A 13,497-nucleotide genomic window follows, 5' to 3' on the forward strand; every position below is an offset into this window, starting at 1 on the left:
AAGGGAGTGCGTCGGTGCTCAAGCTCCTCGGAGCGAGGCAGCTGGGCGGTCGGGACACTGCCCAGGTGCTGCGTGTACTCGAGGCCGACCCGGTGGCTGCGTGCATGGTTGCCGCGCGCGTCCAGCAGGTCGGGCTGGATCCACGGTCCCTGCACGGTGAGATGTGGAGCCGGGGCGGGCCCACCGAATCGTTGTGTTTCGCCGGCGCCAATCTGATTCCGCTGCTCGGAGACGTCGACGATCTGCGGTCGTTCGCCGACCGGGCGAGCCGGTTCCCGCGCATGTGCTCGTCGCTCGTGGGACGCGCCGAACTGACCCTCCCGTTGTGGGAGATGCTCGAATCGGACTGGGGGTCGGCCCGGGAGGTGCGCGGCGAGCAGCCACTGCTCGTCCTCGACGGCACCCCCACCGTGCGGCCCGATCCGCTGGTACGGCAGGTGCGGATGGACGAGGTCGAGGCGTACCTGCCGGCCGCGATCGCGATGTTCGTGGAGGAGGTCGGTATCGATCCGCGCCTGCACGACGGTGGCCGCGGCTACCGGCGTCGGGTCGCGAACCTCATCGCGTCCGGTCGGGCGTGGGCGCGCTTCGAGGACGGCGAGGTCGTGTACAAGGCCGAGGTGGGGTCGATGTCGGCGTCCGTCGGACAGATCCAAGGTGTGTGGGTCGATCCGTCCCGCCGTGGTGAGGGGATCGGCGCGGCCGGGACCGCCGCGGTGGCCGCGGCCGTCGTCGCCCGTGGCCGGGTGGCGAGCCTGTACGTCAACAGTTTCAACCAGCCGGCGCGCCGCGCCTACGCCCGTGTGGGCTTCACCCAGGTTGCGACGTTCGCGACCGTCCTGCTCGACTGATCACACGTACAGCACGGTCCGGGTCACCTGCCTGGTGGCCCGGTTCAGATAGCAGAACAGGACGGCATGAGCGCCGTCGACGGTGCACGTGGCGGTGACCGTGTCGCCGGCCGCGACGATCTTCGTGAGGTCCCGCACCGGCCGGCCGCCGAGGAGGTCGAGGGCGCGGCGATCACCGCGGTCGGCGTCGGCGACGAGCCGGCGGACGGCCTGCTTGCCGCGCTCGCCGACGCTGCGGACCGCGAGCCCGAACGCAAGTGACCCGCCGAGCCCCTGTAGCCGCAGCATCCGGGCGCCCATCCCGGCGGCCACTCCGAGCTTCGCCCGGTCGAGCCCGGCGACCTGTGCGAACATCGGCGCCACCTCCCAGTGGGCTGCGATCCGGCGGATCCGTGGGGGGCCGTCGTCGAGCGTCGTCTCGTACAGCAGGTGCATCGGCGCCTGCGCGACGACGCCGTCCCCGAGTCGGGTCTCGATCGTGACATCGCGGACCACGTCGAGACCGGACACGATATCGTCGTGCTCGACGTGGAAGTGGATGTCGTTGGGGGCGATGAACGTGTCCCAGAATCGGTCCAGCGGGGCGCCGCCGCGGCTACGGCTGCGCCGGTCGTACAGGCCGCCGAGGACAGGGCGCCCACCGACCGGATCCTCCACCACGTGCCGCTGCGCGAACAACCCCAACCAGGCGTTCTTGTCGTGGACGGCGACCGCGGCGGGGGAGCCGAGGACGAGGTCGAGCAGTTCCTGCCGGGTCGGTGTCGTGGTCATGCGCGCGAGTATCGCACAGCGGTGGAACGTGTTGCAGAAATTTCGGCCGTCAGGGCAGCAGGCCCAGGCGGCGGGCGGCGACGACGGCTTCCCTCCGGGTGTGGGTGTCGAGTTTGCCCATCGCGCTGCGCAGGTAACTCTTCACGGTCTGCGGTTTGACGGAGATGCGTTCGGCGATCTCGACGTTGGTGCAGCCGAGGGCGGCGTGGGCGAGGACGTCGAGTTCGCGGGTGGACAGCGTGACGGCCGGGTGGGTGGGGGACGGCGGCTGGGGAGAGCCGAGGCCGGCGAGCCGACCCGACAGTGCACGCAGTCGTTCCTGCAGTTCGGGGTCGCCGATCATCTGGGCGATGCTGCGCAGTTCGGCGTGCACGTCACGGATCTCCTCGGCGTCGACTGCCGGGTGCGCGGACTGCTCGGCGACGGCCGCGTCGAGCAGTCGTACCCGCCGGTCCACCTCGTCGCGGATCGTGATCTCACTGGTGAGGCGGCGTCCGGCCTGGATCATGACGTCGGTGAGCCGATCTCCGATCGGGGTGTTCTCGCGGACCGCGGCATACACGACGGCGCGGGGGGTGCCCTGTACGACGACGGGCACCGCGAGCACCGACTGCAGGCCCTCGGCGATCACCTGACGGTCGTAGTGGTGGGTGATCGACAGGTCGCGGCTGTAGTCGTGGATCGCGATGGGGTTCTTCCGTTCGACGACGCGTCCCCCGAGTCCGGAACTCTCGGCGACGGCGAGTCCGCGCAACCCGTCGGTGTGGGTGCCGACGAACTCGCCCAGGTGCAGGGTGTTGTCCTGGACTTCGCCGCCGAACAGGACGGGCACGATGCCGGTGGCGGCGACTCTGCGCAGTTCGGCACGCAGTGCGTCGCGGTCGCGGGGACGGAGCAGGGCCGCGGTGTCGGTGGCCAACCGTGTCACCCCTTTCCGGGGGTAGTCGTTCGACTCGATGTCACGAAGCATATAGGTCGAATTTCAGTCCGATTTCTCATCGGACCCGACGACGAGGAGTGACGATGAGCATCGACACCACCGCCCGCGTACGCGAACTGCTGGCGCAGTACGAGTCCCCGCAGGCATGCGCCGCCGACCTGCTGTGCGACGGGCACCCCGCCGATGCGGTGGCGTTCACCGTCGTCGAGGCGGATCTGTCGTCGCACGATCTGACGTACGGATGGCTGCGTGAGGAGTCGACGCGGTTCGCGGCCGCACTGGCCGGTCTGGGTGTGGAGCCGGGCGACTGTGTCGCCACGCTGATGGGCAAGTCGGCGGAGATCGTCGTCGCCCTGCTGGGTATCTGGCGTCGCGGCGCCGTGCACGTGCCGCTGTTCACGGCGTTCGCGCCGCCGGCGATCGCCTTCCGGGTGGAGGCCAGCAAGACGAAGGTCGTCGTCGCCGACGCCGGTCAGGTCGCCAAGCTCGCGCCGGGCGGCGACATGCCGGAGAACCCGTCGTGGACGACGATCGTCGTCGATGGTGGGGACGACGTCGCCGACGGTGTCCTGCGGTTCGAGGACCTGATCGCGCAGCACTCGGCGGACGACCCGCGCGGCGGTGCGGTCGCGCTCGGTGGCGACGCCCCGATCGTGCGCCTGTTCACGTCCGGCACCACCGGCACCCCGAAGGGTGTCCCGGTGCCGATCCGGGCGCTCGCCGCGTTCCGCTCGTACATCGAGTGGGGCCTGGACGTGCAGGAGGACGACGTCTTCTGGAACGCGGCCGACCCGGGCTGGGCGTACGGCCTGTACTACGCACTGCTCGGCCCGATGGCCGCCGGTGTCCGCAGCATCCTGCTGCACTCGGGCTTCTCGGCCCCGCTCACCTGGAAGGTGATCGAGAAGTTCGGTGTCACCAACTTCGCGGCCGCCCCCACCGTGTACCGCAGCCTGCGCGCCGACGAGACCCCGGTCCCGGAGTCGGTGAAGCTGCGTCGTGCATCGTCGGCCGGTGAGCCCCTGACCCCCGACGTCATCGCGTGGTCGCAGGAGCAGCTGGGCGTGAAGGTCCACGACCAGTACGGCCAGACCGAGCACGGCATGTTCATCATCAACGCATGGGCCGACGGTCTGTACGAGGATGTCGTCGCCGGTTCGATGGGTCGGCCGCTGCCCGGTTGGAGCTGCGCCGTCCTCGCCGACGACTCCGACGAGATCAACCCGCCCCGCACCCCGGGCCGCGTCGCGATCGACACCCACGCCAGCCCGCTCATGTGGTTCACCGGTTACAGCGACGACGCCGAGAAGACCGCTGCCCGCTTCACCGAGGACGGCCGCTGGTACATCACCGGCGACGCCGGCCAGACCGACGAGGAGGGACGCTTCTTCTTCTCGTCCCGCGACGACGACGTCATCATCATGGCCGGCTACCGCATCGGCCCCTTCGATGTCGAGAGCGTCCTCGTCATGCACGACGACGTCGTCGAGGCCGCCGTCGTCGGCATGCCCGACGAACTGCGCGGCGAGGTCCTCGAGGCGTTCGTCGTGCTGCGGAACGGTGTGGAGGGCACCGACGAGCTCGAGAAGGAACTGCAGCAGCTCGTGAAGACGAAGTTCGCCGCCCACGCCTACCCGCGGACCGTGCACTTCGTCGAGAACCTCCCCAAGACCCCGAGCGGCAAGATCCAGCGGTTCCTGCTGCGTCAGGGTCGGTGATCCGACCGGAGTCACCGACCGGGCCTGAGCGCCCGCCCCACCCGGGGCGGGCGCTCAGTCGTGTGCGGGGTGCGTCCGGCTGCGACGACGGTCGATCAGTGCGCCCCGAAGGCTCATCAGCACGCTCAGGCCCAGACCCCAGCCGACCATCGAGAACATGATGCCGACACCGGACAGCCCGGTCGTGTCGAACGTGGCTGCCACACAGAACGCGGCCGCGAACCCGGCGGTCGTGCCCGCCGCCGCAGCCAGCCCGCCGGACCGCGTCCACCGGGACAGTTGCGCCGCGACGAAACACCCCGCCACCACCGTCGCCCCGCACGCCACCACCTGCCAGGTGGGGAACGCGTTCGGGGCGGGCAGCCCGGGGCCTTGACCGTAGGCCGACCAGCTCAGCCAGCCCGCGCACGCGACGAACCCCAGGGCGAACGCCGTCGCCGCGGTCGCCCACAGCCCCAGCCGGCCCGCGCGGGGCCGGCTGTCGGCCCGTTCGACCCGCAGCACCGAGCGAATCATGTTCGCTGCGAACAGCATCGGCACGCCGACGAAGATCGTGACGAGCCACAGGTACTGCGGCCAGGAGAAAGCGCTCATGAGATCACCCTGACACAGCACCGAGCGCCCATTCCTGCACCGCAGTTGCGGGAATCCGCATATCGGGGCGAGGAATGGGCGCTCGGGCCGAACAGGCTCAGCGGGCGGCGCCGCGTCCGCGGATGCGTCCGAGGACCAGCAGCGCCAGCAGGGTGACGAGCAGCAGCATCGTGGTGTTGGCGGCGGCCTGGAACACCTGGCCGCGGTCGGTGAGCCCGAAGATGGCCACCGGCAGCGTCTTCCACGTGGCCGGGTACACCATGATCGTGGCGCCGAGTTCGCCCATGGACAGGGCGACGGACAGGCCCGCGGCCGCCCCGAGAGCAGGTACCAGCAGGGGCAGGGTGATCCGGAACAGGACCCGGGCCGGTCCGGCGCCGAGGGATTCGGCGGCCTGCCGATAGGCGGGATCGAGGCGATCCAATGCCGCGGAGACGGAGCTGAACGCGAACGCCAGCACCAGCACGGCGTGCGCGAGGATGACGATCCACTTGGTGCCGCCGAGCAGCAGCGGCCGCTCGTTGAACGCGATGAGCAGGCCCAGGCCGATCGCCACCGACGGCAGCGCCACCGGCAGGTGGAACACGGCGTCGGTGATCTTGCGCAGCCACGCCGGGGCCTCCCGGGCGGCGAGCGCCGCCCACGTGCCGACGACGAGGGCTAGGCCGCCCGCGATGATCGCGGTCTGCAGGCTGACGATCATGCTGGCGAGGTTCTCGTCGGACAGGGCCGCCGACAGGTTCTTCGTTCCCAGGTTCGACGGCAGCGGGCCGTTCCATGCGCCGGCCAGGGCCGCGGCGATCACCGTGGCGATCGGGGCGACGAACACGACCGTGACGACGGCGGCGAAGAAGCCGAGCGTGAGATACCTAGCGCGTCGGGTCCACAGCAGCACGGCTGCCTCCCATCAGTCGGGCGAACAGGAATCGGTAGCCGCCGTACAGGGCGAGCGACAGCGCCACCTGGACGGTCGCGATGACCGCGGCGCCGGGCAGGTCGAAGGTGACGATGCCGTGCGTGTAGATCAGCACCGGCAGCGTCATGACGTCCTTGGCGCCGGTGAACAGGACGATGCCGAACTCGTTGAGCGTCAACAGCAGCACCAGCGATCCGCCGGCCATCATCGCGGGCCACGCCTCGGGCAGCACCACCTGGCGCAGCACCCGCAGCGGGGACGCGCCGAGGCTCGCGGCGACGTCGAGCTGGTCGCGGGGGATCTGCGAGAACGCCGCCAGCAGGGGCCGCACCACGAACGGCGTGAAGAACGTGATCTCGGCGGCGATCACCCCCCACGGCGTGTTCAGGAAGTTCAGGGGGCCCTGCTCGGCGCCGGTGACGCGGGTGATCAGGGCGTTGACCGCGCCGGCGGTGCCGTACAGGAATGTGAACGCGAGTGTCACCAGGAACGACGGCAGCGACAGGATCGTGTCGATCAGCCGGCCCACCACCTTCGATCCGGGGAACGGTACGAACGCGAGGACGAGGGCGAGGAACGTGCCGAGCACCAGGCAGCCGATCGTGGAGGTGACGGCCACTTGCACGGTGCGCCACAACGCGTTCCGGAACGACGCGGATCCGAGGACCTCGGTCCACGTGGACCAGCCGCGGCCGGTGTCGGTGACGGTGGACTCCGCCAGCACCCGCGCCATCGGGTACACGGCGAACCCGACGACGAGCAGCAGCGGCGGTAGTACCCACAGGCCGGCCCGCCACTTCGACGGTTCGGGCCGGGCGGGGGGTTCGACGGCGGTGGGGGCGTCGAGGACGGCGGTCACCGGGTCTCTCCCGGGACCGGCACGAGCACGGCTCCGCGCTCGGGGAAGCGCATGCCGACCTCGGTGCCGACGGGACGTTCGTCGTGGCCGGGAACGTCGACGTCGATCGGTGTCTCGGGCAGGCTCGGCAGGGCGATCGTCACCCGGGTCGACGCGCCGCGCCACACGCTGGCGACGATCCGGCCCGGCAGTGCGCCGCGCTCGGCGGGATTGGTGAGGGTGATCGTGTGTGGGCGCAGGCACAGCAGTGCGCCGGTGTCGGATTCCCAGTCGGTGCGGCCGATCTCCGGCTGCGGGGCGTGCGCGGTGACGGGGGTGCCGCCCACCGAGACGAGCGCCGACGTGCCGACCACGCGGGTCACCGTGCAGGGCAGCAGGTTCGCGCCGCCGAGGAATGCGGCGGTGAAGCTGCTGGGGGGCCGCTTCCACAGGTTCTCGGTGGTGTCGATGTCGACGAGGCGGGCGTCGCGCATGACGGCGATACGGTCGGCGAGGGCGAGGGCCTCGGACTGGTCGTGCGTGACGTACAGCATCGCGGTGTCCGGGAGTGCGGCCCGCAGTTCCTGCAGTTCGGTGAGCATGCTCTGGCGTAGTTGCGCGTCGAGGGCGGCGAGCGGCTCGTCGAGCAGCAGCACCTTGGGGCGGATGGCGAGGGCGCGGGCGATCGCGACGCGCTGCTGCTGGCCGCCGGACAGTTCCCGTGGGAAGCGTTTGCCGTACGCCGACATGCCGACCATGGCGAGGGCGTCGGACACCCGGCCCGCGATCTCGGATCGCGGAACCCGGTGGGCACGTAGGCCGAAAGCGACGTTCTCGGCGACCCGCAGGTGCGGGAACAGGGCGTACGACTGGACGACGACGCCGATGCCGCGCTTGGCGGGCGGCAGGTCGGTGACGTCCTCGCCGCCGAGTCGGACGGTGCCCGACGCCGGACGGTTGAATCCGGCCAGCGCCTTGAGGGCCGTGGACTTGCCCGACCCGCTGGGGCCGAGCAGGGCGACGGTCTCGCCGCGGGCGACCTTCAGGTTGAAGTCGATCAGAGCCCGGGTGGCCCCGGCTCCGCGGCCGTAGGCGACGTTGACGCGGTCGAACGTGATGGCGGGAAGGGACGTTTCACTGTTCGTGTCGGTGGAGACAGTGGAGCGGAGGGACCGCCCGGGCTCGAAGCGTGACATGTCAGTTACCGGTTGCCTTCTGGTAGGCGGCGATGTCGGCGTCCAGCGAGGTGAGGACGTCGTTCCAGTTCGGGGTCCACACGTCGACCCCGTCGACGAGGCCGGTGGGGGTGGACGGGTCGGTGGAGGCGCCGGTGGATTCGCGGACGTCGGTGCGGACGGACACGCCGCGTGCCTGGTCGGCGACGGTCTGCTGCGCCTTCTCGGACAGTAGGTACTCCATGAGCTTCTTGGCCTCGTCGGAGTTGGGGGCGCCCTTGGCCAGGCCCATCACGTACGGCAGCGCGATGGTGGTGCGGGTACCGTCCGCGGCGGCCGGGAAGAAGACGTCGAACTTCGAGCCGTCGTCCTGGATCGACGACAGGTTCATCTGCACGTCCCCGTTGGCGACGAGCAGTTCGCCGTTGCTGACCTTGGGCTGCAGCTTGCCGGTCGACGACGACGGTCCCACGTTGTTGACCTGCAGCTTCGTCAGGTAGTCGAGGGCGCCCTGCTTGCCCATCAGGTGCTGGAGCAGCAGCAGCACCGCGGTGCCGTCACCGGCCTGACCGGGGGTGGAGTACTGCAGCTTGCCCTTGAACTGTTCGGAGAGCAGGTCGTCCCACGTCTTCGGGGCCGGATTCGCGCCCGGGTTCGCGATGAACGACAGGAAGTTGTCGACCACGGGAACGTAGTGGCCCTCGGGGTCCTTCACGGCGTCCGGCACGGCGGAGGTGTCGATGCCGCTCGGCTCGAGCAGACCCTGCGCGTCGGCCTTCTGGATGAACGGCGGCAGTGTGACGACGACGTCGGCCTGCGGGTTGGACTGTTCCTTCTCGACCCGGGAGACCACCTCACCGGAGCCGGCCTCGACCAGGTTCACGGCGATCCCGGTCTCGGCGGTGAACGCCTCGAACTGTGGCTTGTACCACGAGGCGAGGCCGTCGGCGCTGTAGACGGTGACGGTCTCCCCGGACGCGCCGGCGGCGGCACCGGTGCCGCCGCACGCGGTGAGCGCGAGGGCGGTGGCGCCCAGGGTGATGGTGGCGATTCCGATGCGGAAACGCTTGGTGTTCCTGCTCATTCGGATGTGTCCTGTCTCGGTGAGGTGGTCGAGGGGGAAGGGCGGATCAGCGGGTCGCGAGGACCAGATCGGCGAACTCGCGGACCGACGGCACGACGTGCGTCGGGTCGGCGGCGCGCAGCTGCGCCTCGTCGTGCGCGCCGGTGAGGGTGCCGGCGACGATGCTCGCGCCGGCGCGGCGTCCGGTCGTGATGTCGCTGGCGGTGTCACCGAGGACGGCAACGGCTTTCACGTCGTCGACCCCGAGACGCAGCAGTGCGGTGAGGACCAGGTCCGGGTAGGGGCGGCCACGGCCGGCGTCGGCGGGGCACAGCGTCAGGTCGGCGAGGGTGTGCCAGCCGAGGGCGGCGAGCAGCTTGTCCTGCGTGGTGCGGCTGAACCCGGTGGTCAGTGCCACCCGGACGCCGGCGTCCCGCAGTGCGGTGATCGCTTCGGCGGCACCGGGAATCGCGGTGGCGCCGCCCTCGTCGACGAGACGGTCGTACTCGGCCTCGAATGCGCGGTTCGCGGCCTGCGCGCGGTCCTCGTCACCGAACAGGGCCCGGAACACGACGATCTTCGACTGGCCCATGGTGTCGAGGACGTACTTCCGGGCCGCGTCGGCCTCGGGCCCCGACTCGGGCAGGCCGGCGGCGGCACCGGCGGCGGCGAACGCCTGCAGGACGAGACCGTCGTCGGCGACGGTGGTGCCGGCCATGTCGAGGACGGCGAGTGCGATGGGGGTCATGGTCTTCTCCTGTGAGGTCAGAGGCCGAGGCGGTCGGCGGTCTGTTCGGCGAGGGCGGGTCCGAGGGTCATGCCGCGCCCGCCGGGTCCGGCGACTACCCACACCCGGTCGGCGGGCTGGGCGCGGTGCACCAGCTCGCCGGTGTCGAGGCACTGGCTGTAGACGCCGGCCCAGCGCTTGACGACCGGCGGCAGGTGCCGGCCGAGGAGTTCCTCGACGACGCTGGTCAGGTGCCGGTACGGGGCCTCGTCGACGTCGAAGTCGAACGGTTCGTCGTACTCGTGGGTGTCGCCGATGGTGAGGCCGCCGTGCAGCCGTTGTACGCACAGCAGCTGCATGCGGTGCTCGGCGGCGGTGGGCTCCTGCGGCTGTGCGGTCCGCAGCGCGTCGAGTGCCGTGCCGGCGAACGCGGGGTAGTAGCGCAGGCTGTCGCCGTCGGCGATCGCGGTGGTCAGCGCCTCGCCGAGCGGGGCGGTCTGCATCATCTGCAGTCGCACGCGGCGCAGCGGCAGTTCACCGGCCAGGTCACGGGCCAGCCCGCCGAGGGCGGCGCCGGGGCACACGATCACCAGGTCGGCGTCGAACGTGCGCTCGTGGTCGTCGCGGATGCGCACCCCGTGTTCGGTGGTGGTGATCTCGCGGGCCTCGGTGCCGGCGTGGAACGTGTAGCGGCCGGACGCCTCGAGGTGGTGTCGGATCGCGGGCAGGGCGATGCGGGACTCGACGGCACCGTCACGGGAGCAGTGCAGACCGGCCAGGTACTTGCCGCGCAGGGCCGGGTTGATCGCGCGGACGGCATCCGGCTCGAGCAGCGAGAAGCCGCGGACGTCGGCGTCGGCGCGCGAGACCATGTCCTCGGCGACCGCGACCTCTTCGGGGGTTCGGAGCAGCGTGGTGGAACCGGCTGCGCGGAAACCGATCTCGGGGACCCGCTTACCGAGGTCCGCCCACAGTTCGCGGGACCGCAGGGCGGCGTCCAGTTCGTGCTCGGCCCGCCCGGAGACCCACACCAGACCGAAGTTGCGTACGGTGGCACCGCGCGCTTCGAGTTCGCGTTCGAGATGGACGACCTCGTGTCCTCGGCGGATCGCCTCGTCGGCGTGTGCCGTTCCGAGGATTCCTCCACCCACAATTGCAATTCGCATGGGACACACCCTGACCATTGGTCTAGACCAGCTGGGGGACTTTCGGGAAACGGAAAATGAACAGTTGGTGCAGGCCGGAATCTGTGTAGTCTGACGACCGTGAGTTTCCTCGAAACTGCTGTGGCACTGCCCGATTCGACGCTTATTGCGGGTGTGTCGTGACCGTGGAGTCCCTGCCCAAGCACTACCTCGTCCGAACCCATGTCGAGGATCTGCTCGCCGATCTGACCGAGGGGGACGCGGTGCCCGCGGAACGCGAACTCGCGGCCCGGTGCGGTGTCTCCCGCGAAACCGTCCGGCAGGCGCTGCACGAGCTGCTCGTCGCCGGACGCGTCGAACGTCGAGGACGCGGCACCGTCGTCGCCCGCCCGAAACTGGTGCAGCCGTTGTCACTCGGCTCGTACACCGAGGGGGCCCTGAGCCAGGGGCGGGAGCCCGGCCGCATCCTGGTGCGCTGGGAGGAGATCGACGCACCCCCGAGTCTCGCCGAGATCCTCGACATCGGCGTCGGTGACCCCGTCGTCCATCTCGAACGTGTCCTGCTCGCCGACGGTGAACGTATCGGGCTCGAGAGCACGCACCTCCCGCACTACCGGTTCCCGGACCTGATCGACACGTTCGACCCCGAAACGTCGCTGTACGCGGCGATCCGGGCCCTCGGCATCACGTTCACCACCGCCACCGAACGTATCGAGACGGCACTGCCGACGCCGCGGGAGGCCGGCCTGGTCGATTCGAGCACCGCGATGCCGATGCTGAAACTGCACCGCGTCTCCCGCGACGCCGACGGCGTCCCCATCGAACGGGTGCGTTCGCTGTACCGGGGCGATCGGATGGCATTCGTGACGGAGCTGCGCTGATGCCGGCGGTGCCCGGCCGCGCCGAGCGCGTCGAGCGCGGTCTGGCCGCTCGTCGTGCGACGCCGTTCGCGGCCCTCGCCGAATGCGGGACCGATGTGGGCCGGGATCCGATCGGTCTGCTCGAACAGCAGTCCGCGACCCGGATCCCCGCCCTGGTCCCGGTCCGGTACGGGCGCATGGCGAGCAGCCCGTTCGCCTTCTTCCGTGGATCTGCGCTGATCATGGCCGACGATCTGTCCGGCACCCCCCGGACGGGGCTGACCGTGCAACTGTGCGGCGACGCGCACCTGAGCAACTTCGGGATCTTCGCCACCCCGGAACGGGTGCAGGCATTCGACATCAACGACTTCGACGAGACGTACCCGGGCCCGTTCGAATGGGACGTCAAGCGGCTCGTCGCGAGCCTCGCGGTGGCCGGCCGGGAGCGGGGGTTCCGGCGCAAACAGCGTGCGAGGATCGTCCGCGCGTGCGCAGCGGAGTACCGCGAGACCATGCTGCGGCAGGCGGAGCGTGGGAATCTCGCGGTCTGGTATTCGCACCTCGATCCCGCCGCCGAGCTGGCGGCGTTGCGCGACGAACTCGACACGTCCGCGAAGAAGAGCATGCGTCGGACCCTCGACAAGTCGTGGCACCGGGACAGCGTGCACGCGCTGACCAGACTGACCACGGAGGTCGACGGCCGCCGGAGGATCGTCGGCATACCGCCGCTGATCGTGCCGATCGAGGAGATCTTCGCCGAGGAGGACGCGCAGTCCCTGTTCGAGGGCCTGCGCAGACGGTTGGACGATTATCGGGAGACGTTGCAGGACAATCATCGGGTGCTGCTGCGTCGGTTCGAGTTCGTGCAGGCGGCCCGCAAGGTGGTCGGCGTGGGCAGCGTCGGCACCCAGGCATGGATCCTGTTGCTGCAGGGCGTCGACGGTGATCCGTTGTTCCTGCAGGCGAAGGAAGCGCAGCGGTCGGTGCTCGCGAACTACCTGGACGGCCCGTCGTTCCCGAACCAGGGGGAGCGGGTCGTGGCGGGACAGCGGCTGATGCAGGCCGCGAGCGACATCTTCCTCGGATGGCAGCAGGGGCCGGGCCCGGACGGGGTGGTCCGGGACTTCTATGTCCGGCAACTGCGCGACGGCAAGGGGTCGGCGGTGGTCGAGGCGATGCGGCCGCCCGGGATGGAACTGTACGGGCGGCTGTGCGGCCGGGTGCTGGCCTACGGTCACGCCCGATCCGGGGACCGGATCGCGATCGCCTCCTACCTCGGCTCCGGAAACGGCTTCGACAAGGCCGTCACCGAGTTCGCCGAGTCGTACGCGGACCGGAACGCCCGCGACCATGCGGCCCTGCTCGCAGCCCTCGACGAACGACGCGTCACCGCACGGTTCGGGATGTGACCGGTCTCGCTGTCCGACGAGTCACTGTCCGACGAGTTCGAGCGCGAGCCGGATGTAGAGGTTGACTTCCTCGACCGCGTACAGCACTGCCGGCTCGGCGGCCTCGCGGTGGTCGCGATGGGTGGTCAGGGTGATCCGGGGCGGCTCGTCGGCCGCGTGGAGCCGCAGATCGGAATTCCTACCGGCACACATTCGGGCGAAGGCCCGCTCCCACTCGGGATGAATGTCGCCGACCAGTTCGACGTCGAGACTCACGATGTCGTCCGAGACGGTCGAGACGACCTTACCGACCTTGACCGGAGCCCACCGCTGTGCGGCGGCCCGCGACTGCTGGCCCATTTCCCCTCACTTCTGATCAGGTTGACGGCCCACCATATCCAACTTCCAGGCAAATGCAACAAAGCATTTGTGCAGGTCACAGCGCCGTGAAATCCGCCTCCCCCGGAACTGGAACATGTTCTGCCCTGGGCCTCGGTGCATCGTCGAGAGG

At 70.1% G+C, this 13,497-nt stretch carries 14 protein-coding genes; 4 read left to right on the forward strand and 10 right to left on the reverse strand.

The window, feature by feature from the left end:
* The first annotated feature begins 14 nt into the window (after nt 1-14).
* Nucleotides 15-851 (forward strand): GNAT family N-acetyltransferase, encoded by an 837-nt coding sequence (locus Q5696_RS08120; protein ID WP_305094677.1) that lies wholly within the window; start codon nt 15-17, stop codon nt 849-851.
* Here Q5696_RS08120 and Q5696_RS08125 read toward each other — a convergent pair whose 3' ends face one another.
* Together Q5696_RS08125 and Q5696_RS08130 are read right to left on the reverse strand one after the other, a co-directional pair.
* Nucleotides 852-1,622, reverse strand: a complete 771-nt coding sequence (locus Q5696_RS08125; protein WP_305094678.1) for a transporter — start codon at nt 1,620-1,622, stop codon at nt 852-854. It abuts the gene before it with no gap.
* A gap of 49 nt (nt 1,623-1,671) precedes the next feature.
* Nucleotides 1,672-2,541 (reverse strand): LuxR C-terminal-related transcriptional regulator, encoded by an 870-nt coding sequence (locus Q5696_RS08130; RefSeq protein WP_305094679.1) that lies wholly within the window; start codon nt 2,539-2,541, stop codon nt 1,672-1,674.
* Nucleotides 2,542-2,645: 104 nt separating this feature from the next.
* Between Q5696_RS08130 and Q5696_RS08135 the strand changes: the two genes are divergently transcribed.
* Nucleotides 2,646-4,280, forward strand: coding sequence for an AMP-binding protein (locus Q5696_RS08135; protein WP_305094680.1), 1,635 nt, complete (start codon nt 2,646-2,648; stop codon nt 4,278-4,280).
* A gap of 54 nt (nt 4,281-4,334) precedes the next feature.
* Here Q5696_RS08135 and Q5696_RS08140 read toward each other — a convergent pair whose 3' ends face one another.
* The 7 genes from Q5696_RS08140 to Q5696_RS08170 all read right to left on the reverse strand — a co-directional run bounded on the left by Q5696_RS08140 (nt 4,335) and on the right by Q5696_RS08170 (nt 10,759).
* Nucleotides 4,335-4,874 carry a hypothetical protein gene (locus Q5696_RS08140; protein ID WP_305094681.1) on the reverse strand — a complete coding sequence of 180 codons (540 nt, stop codon included), beginning with the start codon at nt 4,872-4,874 and terminating at the stop codon, nt 4,335-4,337.
* 97 nt (nt 4,875-4,971) lie between these two features.
* Entirely contained in the window at nt 4,972-5,769 is a 798-nt protein-coding gene (locus tag Q5696_RS08145; protein ID WP_305094682.1) for an ABC transporter permease, read from the reverse strand.
* The gene (locus Q5696_RS08150) at nt 5,744-6,649 is read right to left on the reverse strand and encodes a 2-aminoethylphosphonate ABC transporter permease subunit (protein WP_305094683.1); all 906 of its coding nucleotides are present in this window, start codon (nt 6,647-6,649) and stop codon (nt 5,744-5,746) included. Before Q5696_RS08150 ends, Q5696_RS08145 begins: the two co-directional genes overlap by 26 nt.
* Nucleotides 6,646-7,824, reverse strand: a complete 1,179-nt coding sequence (locus Q5696_RS08155; protein ID WP_305094684.1) for an ABC transporter ATP-binding protein — start codon at nt 7,822-7,824, stop codon at nt 6,646-6,648. Before Q5696_RS08155 ends, Q5696_RS08150 begins: the two co-directional genes overlap by 4 nt.
* Nucleotide 7,825: 1 nt before the next feature.
* On the reverse strand, nt 7,826-8,887 hold the full coding sequence (locus tag Q5696_RS08160; protein WP_305094685.1) for a 2-aminoethylphosphonate ABC transporter substrate-binding protein: 1,062 nt from the start codon (nt 8,885-8,887) through the stop codon (nt 7,826-7,828).
* A gap of 46 nt (nt 8,888-8,933) precedes the next feature.
* Complete coding sequence (locus Q5696_RS08165) at nt 8,934-9,614, reverse strand: phosphonatase-like hydrolase (protein WP_305094686.1); 681 nt, start codon at nt 9,612-9,614, stop codon at nt 8,934-8,936.
* Nucleotides 9,615-9,631: 17 nt separating this feature from the next.
* Nucleotides 9,632-10,759 carry a TIGR03364 family FAD-dependent oxidoreductase gene (locus tag Q5696_RS08170; RefSeq protein ID WP_305094687.1) on the reverse strand — a complete coding sequence of 376 codons (1,128 nt, stop codon included), beginning with the start codon at nt 10,757-10,759 and terminating at the stop codon, nt 9,632-9,634.
* Between the two features lie 158 nt (nt 10,760-10,917).
* Here Q5696_RS08170 and Q5696_RS08175 point away from each other — a divergent pair, with 158 nt between their 5' ends.
* The gene (locus tag Q5696_RS08175) at nt 10,918-11,619 is read left to right on the forward strand and encodes a GntR family transcriptional regulator (protein ID WP_305094688.1); all 702 of its coding nucleotides are present in this window, start codon (nt 10,918-10,920) and stop codon (nt 11,617-11,619) included.
* Complete coding sequence (locus Q5696_RS08180) at nt 11,619-13,007, forward strand: DUF2252 domain-containing protein (RefSeq protein WP_305094689.1); 1,389 nt, start codon at nt 11,619-11,621, stop codon at nt 13,005-13,007. Before Q5696_RS08175 ends, Q5696_RS08180 begins: the two co-directional genes overlap by 1 nt.
* Before the next feature lie 21 nt (nt 13,008-13,028).
* Here Q5696_RS08180 and Q5696_RS08185 read toward each other — a convergent pair whose 3' ends face one another.
* Nucleotides 13,029-13,346, reverse strand: coding sequence for a hypothetical protein (locus Q5696_RS08185; RefSeq protein ID WP_305094690.1), 318 nt, complete (start codon nt 13,344-13,346; stop codon nt 13,029-13,031).
* Nucleotides 13,347-13,497: the final 151 nt, after the last annotated feature.

Origin of the sequence: Prescottella sp. R16 (genome assembly GCF_030656875.1) — a bacterium.
GTDB lineage: Bacteria > Actinomycetota > Actinomycetes > Mycobacteriales > Mycobacteriaceae > Prescottella.

Excerpts from the sequence above, each read along its gene's own strand:
- Q5696_RS08125 (WP_305094678.1), bottom strand. The coding sequence starts at position 1,622 with ATGACCACGACACCGACCCGGCAGGAACTGCTCGACCTCGTCCTCGGC.
- Q5696_RS08135 (WP_305094680.1), top strand. The coding sequence starts at position 2,646 with ATGAGCATCGACACCACCGCCCGCGTACGCGAACTGCTGGCGCAGTAC.
- Q5696_RS08140 (WP_305094681.1), bottom strand. The coding sequence starts at position 4,874 with ATGAGCGCTTTCTCCTGGCCGCAGTACCTGTGGCTCGTCACGATCTTC.
- Q5696_RS08155 (WP_305094684.1), bottom strand. The coding sequence starts at position 7,824 with ATGTCACGCTTCGAGCCCGGGCGGTCCCTCCGCTCCACTGTCTCCACC.
- Q5696_RS08160 (WP_305094685.1), bottom strand. The coding sequence starts at position 8,887 with ATGAGCAGGAACACCAAGCGTTTCCGCATCGGAATCGCCACCATCACC.
- Q5696_RS08165 (WP_305094686.1), bottom strand. The coding sequence starts at position 9,614 with ATGACCCCCATCGCACTCGCCGTCCTCGACATGGCCGGCACCACCGTC.
- Q5696_RS08170 (WP_305094687.1), bottom strand. The coding sequence starts at position 10,759 with ATGCGAATTGCAATTGTGGGTGGAGGAATCCTCGGAACGGCACACGCC.
- Q5696_RS08180 (WP_305094689.1), top strand. The coding sequence starts at position 11,619 with ATGCCGGCGGTGCCCGGCCGCGCCGAGCGCGTCGAGCGCGGTCTGGCC.
- Q5696_RS08185 (WP_305094690.1), bottom strand. The coding sequence starts at position 13,346 with ATGGGCCAGCAGTCGCGGGCCGCCGCACAGCGGTGGGCTCCGGTCAAG.